A 16,287-nucleotide genomic window follows, 5' to 3' on the forward strand; every position below is an offset into this window, starting at 1 on the left:
CGGACGCGGTGGGCCGGGCGCCTCTGGCTAGAGTTCGCGTCGTGATGCCGAGCGCCGCCGAGCGGAACCGTCCGCGCTGGCGGTCCGAGGACCCGCTGCTCGGCTGGGTCGGCGCCATCTGCCTGGCGAGCCTGGCGTTCTTCCTGCGTCGCTGGCACCTCGGCGTCCCGCACCAGTTCTCCTTCGACGAGACCTACTACGCCAAGGACGCCTGGTCGCTGCTCCGCTTCGGCTACGTCCGCACCTACGTCGAGGACGCCGACAAGACGATCCTCAACGGCAGCCCGATGGGGCTGTGGGAGGACGGGCCCTCGATGGTCGTCCACCCCGAGGTCGGCAAGTGGCTCATCGCCGGGGGCATCAAGGCGTTCGGGATGGACCCGTCGGGGTGGCGCATGGCGTCGGCGGTCGTGGGCGCCCTGATGGTGCTCCTCATGTGCCGCTTCGTGCGGCGGGTGACGGGCTCCACCGTGCTGGGCCTCGTCGCCGGGCTCCTGCTGTCGATCGACGGCCTGCAGCTGGTGCTGTCCCGCCTGGCCCTGCTCGACATCTTCCTGGCCTTCTTCATCCTGTGCGGCGTGCACTGCGTGGTCGCCGACCGCCAGTGGCTGCGCGACCGGCTGGCGGCCGGCAGGTCGCGTGGGTGGTGGCGGCCGTGGCTGCTCGCCGGCGGGGTCGCCTTCGGCCTCGCGTGCGGCACCAAGTGGTCGGCGGCCTATGCGCTCGCCGTCTTCGGCCTCCTGGCGTGGCTGTGGAGCGCGGGCGCGCGTCGCGCGTTCGGCGAGCGACGACCGCTGCTCCGCTCGGTGATCCTCGACGGGATCCCCGCCTTCCTGGCGCTCGTCGGCGTGGCACTGGCCACCTACGTCGCCTCGTGGACCGGCTGGCTGATGAACGCCGACGCCTACGAGCAGGCGCTCAGCAACACGCAGTACACGTCGTACGGCGGCGGCCAGGCGTGGCCGACGGCCGGCGAGCCGGACGCCGAGGGCCTCGGCGAGGTCACCCAGTCGCTCCGGTCGCTGTGGTCCTACCACCAGGACGTCTACACCTTCCACAGCCACTTCCTCGACGACTCCACCCACGTCTACGCGTCGAGGCCGTCGACGTGGCTCGTCATGGGACGACCGGTCGGGGTCGACGCCCAGACCGACATCCAGCCCGGGTCGCAGGGCTGCGACGCACCGAGCGGCTCGAGCTGCATCCGGCAGGTCCTGCTGCTCGGCAACCCGGTGGTCTGGTGGGGCGGCTGCCTGGCGATGGTCGCCTCGCTCCTGCTGTGGATCGGCGCCCGGGACTGGCGCCACGGCGTCGCCGTGATGGGCCTGGCCAGCACCTGGCTGCCCTGGTTCCTCTACGACGACCGGCCGATCTTCTTCTTCTACGCCATCACCTGTCTGCCGTTCCTCGTGCTCTCGGTCGCCCTGGCGATGGGCCACCTGATCGGACGCTCGGACGTGCCCACCCCCCGCCGCACCTTCGGCGTGGTGGTCGCCGGGAGCTACACCGTGCTGGCTCTCATCGCCTTCGCCTGGTTCTGGCCCGTGTGGACCGACGTGCTGCTGACCAAGCCGGAGTGGGACGCCCGGATCTGGTTCCGGCGCTGGATCTGACGCCGGCAGCACCGGCCGTCCTGGGCGGCGGGGACCCACCGGGCCAGACCACCTAGTGCACCGCGAGCGCGATTTCCGAGTTTTCGTCAAGGTGGGCCGGAATTTTGCCGACGCCCATGGCCCTCCGGCTGGCGGGGGCGGCACCATGGACAAACCCGAGCAGCTCGGGAGCGACGCCGGGAGGGGGCCGCGATGGAGTCCACGATCATCCACATCTGTCTGGAGACCGAGGGAGCACCGACCCGCGGCGTCGACCGCGAGGTCGGCGAGCGCTGGGTCTGCGCGTGCGGCGACCACTTCGTCTACCGCGAGGGCTTCAACCGCTCCGGTCACGCCAGCCTCGACTGGTGGCCCGCACCGGCCGTCCCGCGACCGCGCCGCAGCGTCGTGCGCGGCCTGCTCTTCGGTCCCCGCAAGGGCTGAGCCCGGCCCGGCCCAGGGTCACCAGGCGCCGGGGAACCGGTCCGACCCGGCGATGGCCAGCAGGGTGACGATCGCGGCCACGCCGGTCGCGATCAGCAGCGCGTACCCGAGGTGACGCCGTCCCGGCACGACGAGCAGGACCAGCCCGGCGGCCACGACGAGGGCCGGCAGCAGCCAGACCGGGACGACGAGCCCCGCGACGCCCGCGACCACGGCGAGCGCCACGCCGCCGGCAGCCGCCGGGCCCAGCGGCACGGGCCGAGGCCCGCGCGGGAGGCCGACCTCGGTGACCGGTCCGCCCTCGGCGAGCTGGTCGGGTGCGAGCGCGCGCAGCAGCAGGACGACCGTCGCGGGGTCGGCGACCACGACGACGTCGCGGAAGCGGTCCGCCACCGCATGGAGCCGGACGACGGCGTCGAGCCGGTGCCCGCGGTCGGCGTCGGGATAGCTCACCGGCGTCAGCACGACCTCGGGCACCGGCGCGCGGCCGAGTCCCTGCACCACCCGCTTCGCCTCGGCCGTCGGCGCCGTCAGCACCACGGCCGTCGAGCCCAGCCCTGCGCGCACCCGGTCGACGTCAGCAGTGCTCGCCCGCGTGCTGACCACGACGATGCGCTGGAAGTCGGCCACGACCCGACCGTAGCGCCGGGACGCGCGCGCCTCGACGCCGGTGGCCCCACGCGTACGACGACGGCGACGGGGTACGGGCCACCGTCGACCGCGCCGGGGGAGGGCCCCACTCGACCCCGCCGGTCAAGCAGCCGGCCGGCGGGGTCCCCCCGGGCTCACCCCCACGAGCGCCGGCGTCCCTTCCTGCGGGTGGGCGGGCTTCATGTGCCCCGATGGCGCGGGTACCTGCGGAGGAATCCTCCTCCCGCGAAAGTTGATCCCGATGGCGAACGACATCAGCGCCGGCCTGCTCATGGTCTTCGGCGTGCTGGCCGGGCTGGCGGCCCTGCTGGTCCTCCTGACCGCGATCGACCCGCAGAACAAGGCACGGCAGGCGCCCTCCCACCGGGGGCAGCGCACCCGCACCCGCCCCTGACCATCGGCCCGGTCGCCGGCTCACCCCGGCAGGTATGGACGGGGGACCGCGGCGGGGGCACGATGGAGGTCCCCGCTACACCTCGGATGCGCGAGCCGGCACACCCCCTGCCACGGCCGCGCGGGGCCCGGCCGGCACCGTCCCCCACATGCGCCGGCCGGGTCCACCGGACCCGAGGCGGTCGCCGAGCGGGAGCGGGACCGGCGGACGAGCCCGCGCCTTCATCCCAAAGTCGGGCATCGGACCACCTGCCGTCGGGTACGGCGCGGCAGGCCACCGGGTTCGGCAACAGGTGCCCGGAGGCCCAGGCCCGGGTGCTCAAGAAGCGGGCACCTGGGCCGCCCCCTCCACGCCTCCCGCCGGGCGTCTCCCCGCTCGAGGTGGTTCCTCGCGTTCGCCGGACAGGACGCCCGTCAGCCCGTAGGCTCTGCAGCGCAGGTGCCCAGGGTGCCCGCGAACGACCTGGCCCATCGGTGCGTCATCGCTGACCGTGGGGCGGTCACCCCCACATGGGGCACCCGGTCAGGGGTACGGCACGCCATGAAGCCCATCCCCGAGACGCTCGAGGCCCTCGCCGAGCTGGACGCCCTCCACGACGACGGCACCCTCCTCGTGGGCCTCTGCCGCGCCACGGCGTCCGCCCAGCGCCTCGCGCCCGGTCTCGTCGGCGCCAGCGTCGCCTCCCGGGAGCACGGGCTCACCTTCACCCTCGTCGCGACCGACGACGAGATCGCCGCGCTCGACGGCGTGCAGTACCTCAGCAGCGGGCCGTGCGTCGACGTCGCCGACGCGGGCGAGGGGATCGCCACGACCTCCGAGGACCTCTTCAGCGAGCCGCGGTGGCGCTCCTTCGCCCAGGCCACGGCAGCGGCCGGAGTGCACAGCACGCTCACGTTCCCGATCATGGGAGGCGCAGGCCGCCTGACCGGGACCGTGAACCTCTACGGCAGCTCCGAGCACACCTTCGACGGCAAGCACGCCCGCCTCGCCGAGGTCTTCCGCGCGTGGGCACCGGGCGCGGTCACCAACGCCGACCTCGCCTTCTCCACCCGCCTCGTCGCCGAGCAGGCGCCGGCGCTGATGCGCGAGGAGGCGCTGGTCGAGACGGCCACCGGGATCCTCGCCGCCCACCGCCGGGTCTCGGTCGAGGTCGCGCGCGAGCAGCTCGAGGACTCGGCCGCCCGGGCCGGCGTCCAGGTGAGCCGGCTCGCGCGGGTCATCATCGAGATCCACCACGACGACTGAGTCGCCCGGCCCGGGCAGCCCCTGATCGCCCCGAGCGGCTGGCGGGGCCGCGACGCAACACGCCCCTCGACCGGAGTCCCGGCGAGGGGCGTTGCCTTGCGTGGTGGAGCTGAGGGGATTCGAACCCCTGACCTTCTCATTGCGAACGAGACGCGCTACCAACTGCGCCACAGCCCCATGCGCCTCACGGCGCGACGCCAAGATACACGAGCCCTCGGGGGCTCACCGAATCGGCTCAGGCACCGCTCGCGCGGCGGGTCCCGTCGGCCTCGCGGGCCGCCCGGGCGGACTGCTCGGCCGAGCGCGCCAGGGCCGAGTCCTCGTCGTTGTGGCCGCTGGACCACACGCCCGTGGAGTCGAGGTCGATGGTCGAGACCGTACGCCGCTGGGCGACCGGCTTGCCGACGTAGGTCGGCAGCGTTGTGGGCACCATGTCCCAGCCGCCGACCACCTGGATCTCGCCGGTGGTCACCGCCGGGGACTCGGCAGCCGGGGTCTGCGCCGCCGGGGCCGGGACCTCCGACGGGCCCGCCTCGGCGGGCCGCGCGGGGGCGTCGGGCGTACGCGGCTGCGACGGGGTCGCCGGGAGCTCGCCGGTGAGGTCGACGTCGTCCCCGGGCTCCTCGTCGATGCGCGGCCGGCCGACCTCGATGGCGGACCGGGTGTCGCGCCGGTGGCGCTCGGCCCGGACGGAGACGCGGCACGCCACCAGCCAGGCGACCAGGAGGGCGACCGGGGCGGCGACCCAGGGCCAGGCGACGACCGAGGCGGCGGCGAGGGCGATGACGACGAGGTTGACCAGGACGACCAGTCCCAGCACGGTGCGGCGACGCCTGGCGGCGCGGCGCGCGGAGGCGCGCGTGATTGGCGAGGGCGTGCGGGCGACGGAGACGGTCGTGTCGACCGAGCGGGTCACGGAGGTGGTCACGGACGCGGCGACCACGGTGTCGGGCGCCACCCGGGCCTTGGTCTCGACCTGGGGGCGCGAGCCCGCGCGGGTGGGGGTGACCACGAGGCGGGCGTTGCGCCGGTCGACGGGCTCACGGCGCGCGAGGACCCGCATGGTGTGGGAGAACTTCTCGACCGACCGGCTGCGCACGACCTCGTCGTGGTGCTTGAGGGCCTTGGGGATCAGGTAGACGGCCCACGCCACGGCAAGGGCGACGAAGATGAGAGCGCTCAGGTCCACGCCCGAAGCGTAGGAGCGCGGGGCACGACCGGGACGGATGTCAAGTGGTGTGTCGCAGAACTACTGGTGTGACTGGTGTGTCGGGAGCCGGGCCAGCACACCCTCCGGTGCCTCCTCGGCCGTGACCGCGAAGATCCGGTGGTCGCGCCAGGCGCCGTCGATGTGCAGGAAGCGGGGTGCGTAGCCGACCTGCTCCAGGCCGAGCTTCTCGACCACCCGCAGCGAGCTGGTGTTCTCCGGGCGGACGCAGACCTCCAGGCGGTGCAGGCCGACCGGCCCGAGGCAGTGGTCGATGACCATCGCGACTGCGCGGGGCGCCACGCCCCGACCGGCGACCTCGGCGGACACCCAGTAGCCGATCGACCCCCACTGGGCCGAGCCGCGGGCGACGTTGCTCACCGTCACCTGGCCGGCGAACGCGCCGTCGACCTCGATGACGAACGGCAGGCACTGCCCGCGCCGGGCCTGGTGGAGCAGCGAGCGGGTGACGATCTTGTACGACGACGGGCGCGGGGCCGCGCCGGGCGGGACCGTCGCGTCCCACGGCCGCAGCCAGTCGTGGTTGCGGGCGCGGACGTCGCGCCACTCGTCGGCGTCGGCCCTGCGCAGCGACCGGACCACGACGCCCTGCGACTGGAGACGGGCGGGCCAGCCGGGAGCCGCGCTCAGTGGTCGCTCCCGACGACCTGCTCGACCGCATGGGCCAGCACGGGCTCCAGCACGCCCAGCGCGTCCTTGACGCCGCCGCGCGAGCCCGGCAGGTTGACCACGAGGCAGTCGCCCGCGATGCCGGCGAGGCCGCGCGAGAGCATCGCCGTGGGGACGCCCTTCGCGAGCCCGGCGGCCCGGACGGCCTCCGCGATGCCCGGCACCTGGCGGTCGAGCAGCGGCGCGGTGGCCTCGGGGGTGCGGTCGGTGGGGGTGAGGCCGGTGCCGCCGGTGGTGAGCACGACCCGGGCGCCGTCGGCGACGGCGGCGGAGATCGCGTCGCGCACCGGGTCGCCGTCGGGGACCACGGCCGGATCGTCGCACTGGAAGCCCTGCCCGCGGAGCCAGTCGGCGATCAGGGGTCCGGTCTCGTCGGCGTAGACGCCGGCAGCGGCTCGGTTGGACGCGACGACGACGCAGGCGCGCAGGCTCACCGGGACCAGTCCCCCGAGCGGCCGCCGCTCTTGGCCTCGACGCGGATGTCGGTGATCACGGCGGCCTTGTCGACGGCCTTGACCATGTCGACGACGGTCAGCGCGGCCACCGAGACGGCGGTTAGGGCCTCCATCTCCACGCCGGTGCGGTCGGTGGTGCGCACGGTCGCGGTGATGTCCACCGACGCGTCGGTGACGGCCAGGTCCACCGTGACGCCCGAGAGGGACAGCGGGTGGCAGAGCGGGACGAGGGCCGGGGTCTGCTTGGCGCCCATGATCCCGGCCACGCGCGCCACCGCAAGGGCGTCGCCCTTCGGCACGCCCTCCCCGCGGAGCAGCTCGACGACCGCCGGGCTGACGAGCACCCGCCCGGTCGCGGTCGCCGTACGCGCGGTGACGGCCTTGTCGCCGACGTCGACCATGCGCGCCGCGCCCGTCTCGTCGACGTGCGTCAGCCGCTCGGGCGTGGACGGCCCCATCAGAACTCCTCGTCGAGACGGCGGATGGCGACCATCTCGCCGGCCTGGATCGCGGTGACGTCGGCGGGCACCTCGATGAGGCAGTTGGCCGTGGCCAGGTCCCCGATCAGGTGCGAGCCGTGGCCGCCGACCGGTGAGACGAAGGTGCCGCCGCGGTCGGTCTCGTGGAGCCCGCGGACGAGCTGCACCTTGCCCGCGGGCGAGGACAGGCCGTGGGTGAGGCGGGCCCGGGCGGTGGGCCGGACGTAGGGCAGCTTGCCCATCATCCGGCGGATCGCCGGGAGCACGAACATCTCGAAGGAGACGTAGGAGGAGACCGGGTTGCCCGGCAGGGTGAAGACGGGGGTGTCGTCCTCGCCGATCGTGCCGAAGCCCTGCGGCTTGCCGGGCTGCATGCCGACCCCGCCGAACCACATCGTGCCGTGCTGCGACAGCGACTCCTTGACGACGTCGAAGTCGCCCTCGCTCACTCCCCCGCTGGTCACGACGATGTCGGCGCGCACCAGCTGGTCGCTCAGCGACTCGGTGAAGGCGTGCGCCTCGTCCGGGACGATGCCGACGCGGTAGGCGATGGCGCCGGCGGCTCGCGCCGCGGCCGCGAGGAGGTAGGAGTTGCCGTCGTAGATGGAGTCGTGGCCGAGCGGGGTGCCCGGGTCGCGGAGCTCCGAGCCGGTCGAGATCACGACCACCCGGGGGCGCGGCCGCGTCCGGACGGTCGCACGCCCGACGGCGGCGAGCATGCCGAGGTGCCGCGGCCCGAGGACCGTGCCCTCCTCGAGCAGCATGTCGCCCTCGGTGATGTCGTCGCCGGTCGGACGGATGTGCTGGCCGGGGACGGCCGGGCGCGAGATGCGGACGCTCACCACGCCGCGGTCGGTCCACTCGTAGGGGACGACGGTGGTCGCACCCGCCGGGACGGGGGCGCCGGTCATGATCTTGACCGCCGTGCCGGGCGACATCGCGAGGATGGACGACTGGCCGGCGCCGATCTCGCCGACCACCGGGAGCGTCACGGGCTCGTCCTCGCTCGCGCCGGCCACGTCGTCGGCGACCACGGCGTAGCCGTCCATCGCGGAGTTGTCGAAGCTCGGCAACGAGATGGGCGCGACGACGTCCTCGGCCAGCGCGAGCCCGAGGGCCTCCATGAGGGGCTGCGGGAACGCCTGGAGCGGGGAGACGGTGGCGAGGATGCGCTCGACGTGGTCGGCGACGGGGAGCAGGCCGGGCACCGCGTCAGCCATGCTGCTCCTGCTCGTCGAGGACGGTGCCGCCCTCGACCCGCTTGGCCGCCTTGGCGCTCAGGGTGACGTCGCCGACGACCTTCACGTCGCGCCCGAAGGTCCAGTCGCCGTGGACGGTGAACGAGTCGGCCTCGCGCAGCGACGGCGCACCCTCGGGGAACCGCTTGTCGAAGTCGCCGACCAGCTTGTAGAAGTCGCCGTCCAGCGAGACGTAGGGCACCTCGTCACCCGACTGGTCGAGCACGAAGTCGCGACCGAGCTGGTAGACGTCGGAGCGCAGCACGAGCAGGTCGTCGGTCGTCTTCACCGGGACGAACCGCTCGCGGCTCACCTCGATCGTGCGCGCGCCCTCGAAGACCTCGATCGCGGCGCCCATCGCGGTCTCGACCTGGATGACCTTCGGCGTCGTCGGGTCGGCCGGGTCGAGCGTCTTGACGTTGCGGATCAGCGGCAGGCCGAGGATGCCGCCGCGGGCGTCGAGGGCCTCGACCATCGCCTGCAGGTCGAACCAGAGGTTGTTGGTCGAGCAGAACTTGTGGCGGGTCAGGTCGGCCAGCGCCTCGCGGTCCCTGTCGAGCGTCTGCGCGGACTCGCGCAGCACGATCCGGCCGTCCTGCTTGCGGCGTGCGAAGTGGCCGCCCTTGCGGTCCGAGGGCGTGCGCCGCACGGCCTCGATGGCGAAGGGAGCCCCGCTGCCCGCGAACCAGCCGGCCACCCGCGCGTCCGGGACGGCGCCGAGGTTGTCGGAGTTGGAGACGAAGGCGTAGCGGTAGCCGGCGTCGATCAGGCGGGTCAGCAGGCCGGTGCCACGCAGCGCGGTGTAGATGTCGCCGTGGCCGGGCGGGCACCACTCCAGGTCCGGCGCCTTGGGGTAGGCGGCCGGCATGAGGTCGGCCTCGAGGAGCTTGGGCTCCTTGTTCTGGAGGAACTCCAGCGGCAGGCCCTCGACGGGCAGGTCGTCGTAGCGGGCCAGCGCCGCCATGGTGTCGGCCGAGGTGCGGAAGGAGTTCATGAAGAGCAGCGGCAGGGTGGCGTCGTACTCCTGGCGGAGGTGCAGCACCTGCCGGGCGATGATGTCGAGGAAGCTCAGGCCGCGGCGCACGCACAGCAGCGACTTCGCCCGGTCCATCCCCATCGACGTGCCGAGGCCGCCGTTGAGCTTGATGACCGCGGTGCTGCGGATCGCCTCCGCCGCGGTGTCCCCGGGGACGTCGACGTCGGCCAGCGCCTCCATGTCGAGCGGCTCGATGGTGTCCTCGGCGATCATGCCGGTCTCACCGTGCTCGAGCAGTCGGTAGTAGTGCGCGAAGGTGTCGATCGCGACCTCGTCGACGCCGGCCTGTCGCATCTTCTCGCGTGCGAGCTGGAGGCCGCGGGGGTTGCCCTTGCTTGCCATGCTTCGATCGTAGGCTGCTCAGGTGGACGCGTCATGGGGCGGGGACGATCGGACCGGGTCCGAGACCGACGGCACGGTGGCCAAGGGCGCCCTGCGCGACCAGGTGCGGGCCGCCCGCAAGCGCCGCCCGCTGGGCGAGGCGGCCGACTTCGCGGCCGGTGTCGCGGACGTCGCCCTGGCCTGGGACGAGGTACGCCGGGCGGCCACCGTGGCGGCGTACGTCTCCGTCGGCAGCGAGCCGGGCACCGGCCTCCTGCTCGACGCGCTGCTGGCGGCCGGCAAGCGCGTCCTGCTCCCCGTCGTCCTGCGCGGGCTCGACCTCGACTGGGCCGTCCACACCGGCCGCGAGGACCTGGCCCCCGCCGTCCGCGGGCTGCTCGAGCCGACCGGACCGCGGCTCGGGGTCGAGGCGATCGGCCGGGCCGACGTCGTCCTCGTGCCGGGGCTGGCCGTCTCGGGTGCGGGCGACCGGCTCGGCCAGGGCGGTGGCTGCTACGACCGGGCGCTGCCCCGGGTCGTGCCCGGCACGCCCGTGGCGGTCGTGCTCCACGACGACGAGGTCGGGCTCGCCGTGCCGACCGACCCGCACGACGTACGCGTCGGCTTTGCCCTGACCGACCGCGGCGTGCGGGTCCTGGGCTGAGGCCTCACCCGGCCGGGACCAGCACCAGCCGGTCCTCGGCCGCCTCCTCGACGGCGGCGCGGGTGTAGGCCCACGGCAGCGTCTCGCCCTCGACGTAGAGCTCGGTCTGGTCGGAGTAGTGCGAGGACGCCGGGTGCCCGGAGACGCCGGTCAGGTTGATCCAGCGCGAGTCGTCCCAGTCGGCCAGCGAGACGACCATCCGCATCGACGGCGCCGCGGTGACCTCGAAGCCCTCGACGGCGTTCCACGACGTGGCGTCGACGATCGAGGAACCGCCGCCGACCTCCCAGCCGTCGCGGTTGAACAGCCGCTCGACCGGCCCGACGCCCGACTCGCCCAAGGTGGCGTTGTGGAGGTTCATCCGGTGCAGCCGCCCCCACTCCCACAGCCGCGGGTCGCGCGCCTGCCGCCGGGTCATCTCGTCGCGCGCCTCGAGCATCGCCGCGCGCAGGATGTCGTCGCGCCGCTCGACCTCGTCGGTCTCGACGTCGTCCCACCACGCGCCGGCCGGCTCGCTGAGCATCCGGCTGACCACGAGGAACCAGCGGTCGCCGCCGTCGGGCCACGTGCGCTGGCGCAGCTCGTCGTGGAACGTCATCTCGAGCAGGGTGCGCCAGACGACGTTGAAGTAGGCCGCCGCGGCGCTGTCGGCGGGCTGGGTGAAGTCCCAGTCGCGGAGCAGGTTCTGCGCGTTGCGGTAGTAGGGCGAGGGGAGGTCCTGGATGTCGAGCAGGTAGGGCACGAGCGTCTCGGCCATCGGGTTGGTCGAGTCGAGCTGGAGGTCGGCCATCTCCTGCACGGACAGCTCGCCCTCGGCGAGGAGGGCCTCGCGGATCCGGGTGGAGCGGTAGCCGTAGTCCCAGTCCCGGGTGAGGAGGTAGGGGTAGCGCTCGTCGACGACGGCCTGGTTGGCGGTCGCGATGAACCCCTCCTCCGGGTCGAGCACGCTCGGCAGCCCGTCGAAGGGGATGAACTCGCCCGTCCAGTCGTTGGCGCTGACCCAGCCCTCGACCGGCATGGTCCCGTCGTTGCCCGCCCGACGGATGGGGATCCGGCCGGGCGACTGGTAGCCGATGTGGCCCTCGCGGTCGGCGTAGACCAGGTTCTGCGCCGGCACCGAGAAGTGGGAGGCGGCCTCGCGGAACTCGTCCCAGTCGGAGGCGCGGTTGAGCTGGAGGATCGCGTCGGCGGTCGGGGCGGGCTCGAGGGCGGTCCACGCCAGCGCGACGGCGTAGCCGCTGCCGCGCACGCCGGGCTCGTCGGTCGGGGCGTTGGCGCCGACGGTGGCGAACTCCGTCGACACGTCGCTGATCAGCGGGCCGTGGACGGTCTCGCGGACCCGGAGCTCGACGTCGGCCTCGCCGCGCACCTCGATCGTCTCGGTGCGGACGTCCATCGCCTCGGCAGCGCCGTCGCGGACGTAGCGGTCGTCGCCCTCGGTCTGCTCGAGGAACAGGTCGGTGACGTCGGGCCCGAGGTTCGTGAAGCCCCAGGCGATGTCGGCGTTGTGGCCGATGATCACCCCGGGGACGCCGGAGAACGTGAAGCCCGACGTGTCGAGCGTGCAGTCGGGGCCGGCCTCGCGGCAGTGCAGCCCCATCTGCATCCAGATCCCCGGCTGGCTGATGCCGAGGTGCGGGTCGTTGGCCAGCAGCGGCATGCCGGTCGCGCTGCGCTCGCCGTCGACGACCCACGAGTTGCTGCCGATGCCGCGCCCCTTGCCGACGAGGTCCGGCATCGCCGCGAGCTGGTCCTGCACCCGCTCCAGCGCGGCCACGACGCCCGGGGGGTACGCCGGCCGGCGCGGGTTGCGGGTGGCGTTGCCCGACGCGTTCTGCTCGAAGACGCCGTCGACGACGCCGCCCCCGGACACGATCGGCGGGTGGTCGTCGAAGGGGTAGTCCGGCCAGAGGGTGGCGATCTCCTCCTCGGTCCGGTCGAGCGAGAGCAGCACCCGGTCGACCTCGGCGTCCATGTTGCCGCGCAGGTCCCACGCCATTGCCTTGAGCCACGCGAGGGAGTCGATCGGCTCCCACTCCTCGGGGGCGTAGTCGAGACCGGTGAGCCCGAGCACGCTGTACTCGACGGCCAGCTCGGACGGCGAGCGGTCGGCGATGTAGGCGTTGACCCCCTCGGCGTAGGACGTCAGCGCGTCGCGCGTCGCCGGCTCGATCAGCGCCCACTCCTGCTCGGCGACCCGGCGCCAGCCCATGGTGCGGATCATCTTGTCGGTCTCGAGGGTGTCGGCGCCGAAGATCTCCGAGAGCCGGCCGGCGGTCACGTGCCGGCGGAAGTCCATCTCGAAGAACCGCTCCTGGGCGTGGACGTAGCCTTGGGCCCGCATCAGGTCGTCGTCGGTGTCGGCGTAGACCTGGGGGATGCCCTGCTCGTCGCGGACCACCTCGACCGAGGCCGAGAGGCCCGGCAGCTCCGCCTCGCCGTCGGCCTGCGGCAGCGGGCGGCGTACGACGCCCACGACGGCGGCGGCGAGCACGACGAGCAGCAGCACCAGGCCGAGGGCGATCCACGCCGTCCACCTCACCGCCCGGGGAGCGCGCTTGACGGTCTGCCACCAGCCGGCCCGGGACGGGTCGGCGGTGTCGGGGGCGGGGGTCGGTGACGGCTCGCTCATCGCGTCGCCCATTGTGCCGTACCATTGGCAGTCGAAGGGCTCGAGTGCCAGCGCGTCGCGCCGGCCCGGCCGATCGCCCCCAGATCGCCCCCAGATCGCTCCCTGAGCCAGCACCCCGAGGACGCACATGCCCACCTACCAGTACGCTTGCACCGAGTGCGGGCACGCCTTCGAGCAGTTCCAGAGCTTCAGCGACGACGCCCTGACCGTCTGCCCCGAGTGCAACGGCAGGCTGCGCAAGCTGTTCAACGCCGTCGGCGTGGTGTTCAAGGGCTCCGGCTTCTACCGCACCGACAGCCGCGAGGGTGCGAAGTCCGCGGCGCCGGCGTCGGGCTCGTCCGGCTCGTCGTCGTCCTCTTCTGAGTCGTCGGTCTCGTCGGGCTCCTCCGGGTCGTCCTCGTCGGGCTCGTCCTCCTCCGGCTCGTCCTCGTCGGGCTCGTCCTCCTCCGGCTCGTCCTCGTCGAGCGGCTCGAGCAGCTCCTCGGACTGAGACCCGGCCGGCCCGCCCGGCGCGCCACGTGAAGCCTGTGGAGAGGCGGAGCGGGCCGGCCCGGATCGTCCTAGCGTCGGGCCATGCTCGCCACGGGACTTCCACCGATGCGCCGCCGCGTGCGCGCCGTGCGCCACCAGCTGCGGCGCCGGCGCCGGCTGATCGCCGCCGCCCTGACCGCCGCGGCGGCGCTGAGCGCGCTGCGCACGCTCGCGCCGCCCCCGGCCGACACCGTCGAGGTCCTGGTCGCCGCCCGCGACCTGCCGTCGGGCACCGTGCTGGACGACGACGACCTCGCTGTCCGGCGTTCCCGCGCGAGCTCGCGCCGACCGGTGCCGCGTCCGACGCGACCGGCCGGGTGCTCGCCGGCCCGCTCACCCGCGGCGAGGTCGTGACCGACGTACGCGTCGTCGGCCCGGGTCTCGCGCTCGCCCAGCCCGGCGACACGGTGCTGCCGGTCCGGCTGCCTGACGCCGGGATGGCCGGGCTGCTGCAGGCCGGGGACGAGGTCGACCTCGTGGCGACCGACCCCGCCGACGGCACCTCGACGGTGGTGGCGCAGGACGTCCGGGTCCTGGCCACGCCGACGGGCGTCCCCGACGGGCCGGCCGGCGCGTCCGGCGGCGCGCTGGTCGTCGTCGGCACGTCCGCCACGGAGGCGGTCGAGGTGGCCAGCGCCGCGCTGTCGCAGTTCCTCACGGTCTCCTGGAGCCGCTAGCGTGACCCGCGTCCACGCACGCGCGGCCTCTCGGGGCCCGACCAGAGGGAATCGACCATGAGCGGCTTCAAGAACTTCATCCTCCGCGGCAACCTCGTCGAGCTCGCCGTGGCCGTCATCATGGGCACGGCCTTCGCCGCCGTCGTCACCGCGTTCACCGGGATGCTGCTCTCGGCCATCGCCAAGGCCACCGGCGGCGCGCAGCCCAACTTCGACGACTACGCCCCCGGCGAGATCGAGGTGGGCCCGTTCCTCACCGCGCTCGTGGCGTTCCTCATCCTCGCGACCGTCGTCTACTTCTTCGTGGTCATGCCCTACACGAAGGCCAAGGACCGCTACTTCCCGACGGAGGAGGCCGGCACGCCCGCCGACGTCGCGCTCCTCGAGGAGATCCGCGACCTGCTCAAGGCGCGCAACGGCTCCGTCTGACCCGGGACCCTCGCTGGCATTCCGTCCAGCCTCGGGGTAGTCCGCGTCGAACGGCTGGTGCGAGGCCGGCCCCGACCAGCATTCCGATTCGGACTACCCCGGCGCGGGGTCAGCCGTGGTGGGGCGGGACCTGGTCGCGGTACCAGTCGTCGCCCTTGCCGGCCGAGTCCTCGCGGGAGTCGCGGTCGTCGCTGGTCTGCTCCGGCACGGCGTCACCGAAGACCGCGGCGAGGCGCCGACGCCGCTCCCACTCCTCGGCGGGGATGCGCGGGTCGCGGGGTGCGCTCACGCGCAGACCCCGAAGATGCGCTCCTCGGGCGGCGTCGTCTCGGCGGGGGTCTCCGTCGGGGACTCCGAGGCGGTCTCGTCGGGTGTCTCGCTCGGGGTCTCGCTCGGGGTCTCGCTGGGGGTCTCGGACGGCGTCTCGGACGGGGACTCGCTGCCGGTCGGCGTCTCCGGGCTCGGCGACTCGGTCTCGGCGGCGCTCGCCGGCGGCTCCGCGCTGGTGCTGTTGCCCTTCAGCAGCCGGGCGGGGATCTCCTTGTCGGCCTTGATGAGCTCCCAGATCTCGTAGGCCTCGGGCGTCCAGAAGACCTTGCCCCGGAACTCAGAGTCGCTGGGGTAGTAGTCGGTCGGCAGGGTGACGAACTTGATCTCGTCGAGCCCGATGCCGCGCAGCTGCATGGCCACCTTGCCCAGGCGGGTGACGGAGGCGAACTCCTCGTCGGTGGTCAGCGACTCGGTGGCCGCGTCGAGGAACCGGACGACCTTGTCGAGCCGGGACAGCGTGCCGGCGGAGAGCACCTCGCGGACGAGGGCGCCGATGAACTCCTGCTGCCGCCGGATCCGCGAGATGTCGTTCTGCTCGACCAGGTCGCCGACGTAGCGGGCGCGGACGTAGTCGAGCGCCTCGTCGCCGGTGAGGACGGACGGGTTGCCCTTCGGCACGAAGATCTGGCGCGGCCGGTCGACGATGTCCTCGGGCACGCACACCGGGACGCCGCCGACGGCGTCGACCATGGAGCCGAAGCTGGCGAAGTCCACCAAGACGAAGTGGTCGACGTAGACGTCGGCGTTCTCCTCGACCTGCGCCATCGTGCAGACCGGGCCGCCGACGCCGTAGGCGGCGTTCCACATCACGTTGGTCGCGGCCGGCGAGTCGCCGTCGTTGCACTCGGGACGCGTGACGATCGAGTCGCGCGGGATCGAGACGGCGTACGCCCGGCTGCGGTCGGCGGAGAGGTGGACGAGGATCGTGGTGTCGGACCCACCGCCGCCCTCCTGGTCGATGCCGCACCCCTCGCACTCGCGCGAGTCCGAGCCCATGACGAGGACGTTGAGCGCCTCGCCGTTGCCGTTGTAGACCTTCTCGGGCCGCTCGGCGTCGCCGAGGGCGTCGAGGGAGACGCCCTCGATGTTGCCGTTGAGGTGGCGGATCAGGTAGACCGTGCCGAGGCCGGTGACCAGTGCGAGCACCACGACGCTGACGAGGATGACCCGCCCGACGGTGTGCTTTCGAGCCACCTTGCCCTTGCGCTTGGGCGCGCTGACGGGAGCCTCCGGGCGTGACTCATCGGACACGGGGCTCACCTTCGACACAGG

19 protein-coding genes and 1 tRNA gene are annotated in these 16,287 nt (G+C 73.5%); 9 read left to right on the top strand and 11 right to left on the bottom strand.

Annotation, left to right across the window (positions count from 1 at the left end):
• Positions 1–44: 44 nt before the first annotated feature.
• The gene (locus HN031_RS04050) at positions 45–1,613 is read left to right on the top strand and encodes a dolichyl-phosphate-mannose--protein mannosyltransferase (RefSeq protein WP_172271233.1); all 1,569 of its coding nucleotides are present in this window, start codon (positions 45–47) and stop codon (positions 1,611–1,613) included.
• Between the two features lie 192 nt (positions 1,614–1,805).
• Positions 1,806–2,036 (top strand): hypothetical protein, encoded by a 231-nt coding sequence (locus HN031_RS04055; protein ID WP_172266690.1) that lies wholly within the window; start codon positions 1,806–1,808, stop codon positions 2,034–2,036.
• A gap of 18 nt (positions 2,037–2,054) precedes the next feature.
• Here the strand turns inward: HN031_RS04055 and HN031_RS04060 are convergent, their stop codons facing one another.
• The gene (locus HN031_RS04060; RefSeq protein ID WP_172266693.1) at positions 2,055–2,666 is read right to left on the bottom strand and encodes a hypothetical protein; all 612 of its coding nucleotides are present in this window, start codon (positions 2,664–2,666) and stop codon (positions 2,055–2,057) included.
• 262 nt (positions 2,667–2,928) lie between these two features.
• Here HN031_RS04060 and HN031_RS04065 point away from each other — a divergent pair, with 262 nt between their 5' ends.
• Positions 2,929–3,081, top strand: coding sequence for a hypothetical protein (locus tag HN031_RS04065; RefSeq protein WP_172266696.1), 153 nt, complete (start codon positions 2,929–2,931; stop codon positions 3,079–3,081).
• A gap of 540 nt (positions 3,082–3,621) precedes the next feature.
• Positions 3,622–4,326 carry a GAF domain-containing protein gene (locus tag HN031_RS04070; RefSeq protein WP_172266699.1) on the top strand — a complete coding sequence of 235 codons (705 nt, stop codon included), beginning with the start codon at positions 3,622–3,624 and terminating at the stop codon, positions 4,324–4,326.
• A gap of 101 nt (positions 4,327–4,427) precedes the next feature.
• Here the strand turns inward: HN031_RS04070 and HN031_RS04075 are convergent.
• The 7 genes from HN031_RS04075 to HN031_RS04105 all read right to left on the bottom strand — a co-directional run bounded on the left by HN031_RS04075 (position 4,428) and on the right by HN031_RS04105 (position 9,773).
• A tRNA-Ala gene (locus tag HN031_RS04075) sits at positions 4,428–4,503 on the bottom strand.
• A 58-nt stretch (positions 4,504–4,561) separates the two neighbouring features.
• On the bottom strand, positions 4,562–5,515 hold the full coding sequence (locus HN031_RS04080) for a hypothetical protein (protein WP_172266702.1): 954 nt from the start codon (positions 5,513–5,515) through the stop codon (positions 4,562–4,564).
• Between the two features lie 60 nt (positions 5,516–5,575).
• Complete coding sequence (locus HN031_RS04085; RefSeq protein WP_322423179.1) at positions 5,576–6,136, bottom strand: GNAT family protein; 561 nt, start codon at positions 6,134–6,136, stop codon at positions 5,576–5,578.
• Positions 6,137–6,180: 44 nt separating this feature from the next.
• Entirely contained in the window at positions 6,181–6,657 is a 477-nt protein-coding gene (locus HN031_RS04090; protein ID WP_172266705.1) for a molybdenum cofactor synthesis domain-containing protein, read from the bottom strand.
• Positions 6,654–7,136, bottom strand: coding sequence for a cyclic pyranopterin monophosphate synthase MoaC (gene moaC / locus HN031_RS04095; protein WP_172266708.1), 483 nt, complete (start codon positions 7,134–7,136; stop codon positions 6,654–6,656). Before moaC ends, HN031_RS04090 begins: the two co-directional genes overlap by 4 nt.
• Positions 7,136–8,377, bottom strand: coding sequence for a gephyrin-like molybdotransferase Glp (gene glp, locus HN031_RS04100; protein ID WP_172266713.1), 1,242 nt, complete (start codon positions 8,375–8,377; stop codon positions 7,136–7,138). Before glp ends, moaC begins: the two co-directional genes overlap by 1 nt.
• Positions 8,370–9,773 (bottom strand): UTP--glucose-1-phosphate uridylyltransferase, encoded by a 1,404-nt coding sequence (locus HN031_RS04105; RefSeq protein WP_172266716.1) that lies wholly within the window; start codon positions 9,771–9,773, stop codon positions 8,370–8,372. Before HN031_RS04105 ends, glp begins: the two co-directional genes overlap by 8 nt.
• A 22-nt stretch (positions 9,774–9,795) precedes the next feature.
• Here HN031_RS04105 and HN031_RS04110 point away from each other — a divergent pair, with 22 nt between their 5' ends.
• Positions 9,796–10,416 (top strand): 5-formyltetrahydrofolate cyclo-ligase, encoded by a 621-nt coding sequence (locus HN031_RS04110; RefSeq protein ID WP_172266719.1) that lies wholly within the window; start codon positions 9,796–9,798, stop codon positions 10,414–10,416.
• Positions 10,417–10,420: 4 nt separating this feature from the next.
• On the opposite strand, the gene HN031_RS04115 is transcribed toward HN031_RS04110, so the two are convergent.
• The gene (locus tag HN031_RS04115; RefSeq protein WP_172266722.1) at positions 10,421–13,048 is read right to left on the bottom strand and encodes a penicillin acylase family protein; all 2,628 of its coding nucleotides are present in this window, start codon (positions 13,046–13,048) and stop codon (positions 10,421–10,423) included.
• Positions 13,049–13,175: 127 nt separating this feature from the next.
• Between HN031_RS04115 and HN031_RS04120 the strand changes: the two genes are divergently transcribed.
• The 4 genes from HN031_RS04120 (at position 13,176) to HN031_RS04135 (ending at position 14,685) form a co-directional block, all read left to right on the top strand.
• Entirely contained in the window at positions 13,176–13,538 is a 363-nt protein-coding gene (locus HN031_RS04120) for an FmdB family zinc ribbon protein (RefSeq protein WP_172266725.1), read from the top strand.
• 83 nt (positions 13,539–13,621) lie between these two features.
• Positions 13,622–13,933, top strand: a complete 312-nt coding sequence (locus tag HN031_RS04125) for an SAF domain-containing protein (protein WP_172266728.1) — start codon at positions 13,622–13,624, stop codon at positions 13,931–13,933.
• A complete protein-coding gene (locus HN031_RS04130; RefSeq protein ID WP_172266731.1) occupies positions 13,897–14,256 on the top strand; it encodes a hypothetical protein in 360 nt (119 codons plus the stop codon). Before HN031_RS04125 ends, HN031_RS04130 begins: the two co-directional genes overlap by 37 nt.
• Before the next feature lie 57 nt (positions 14,257–14,313).
• Complete coding sequence (locus tag HN031_RS04135) at positions 14,314–14,685, top strand: MscL family protein (protein ID WP_172266734.1); 372 nt, start codon at positions 14,314–14,316, stop codon at positions 14,683–14,685.
• A 109-nt stretch (positions 14,686–14,794) separates the two neighbouring features.
• Here the strand turns inward: HN031_RS04135 and HN031_RS04140 are convergent, their stop codons facing one another.
• Positions 14,795–14,974, bottom strand: a complete 180-nt coding sequence (locus HN031_RS04140) for a hypothetical protein (protein ID WP_172265507.1) — start codon at positions 14,972–14,974, stop codon at positions 14,795–14,797.
• Positions 14,971–16,266, bottom strand: coding sequence for an LCP family protein (locus tag HN031_RS04145; RefSeq protein ID WP_172266737.1), 1,296 nt, complete (start codon positions 16,264–16,266; stop codon positions 14,971–14,973). The genes HN031_RS04140 and HN031_RS04145 overlap by 4 nt, the downstream gene beginning before the upstream one ends.
• Positions 16,267–16,287 lie beyond the last annotated feature (21 nt).

It is taken from the genome of Nocardioides sp. zg-1308, from assembly GCF_013155375.1.
Taxonomy (GTDB): domain Bacteria; phylum Actinomycetota; class Actinomycetes; order Propionibacteriales; family Nocardioidaceae; genus Nocardioides; species Nocardioides renjunii.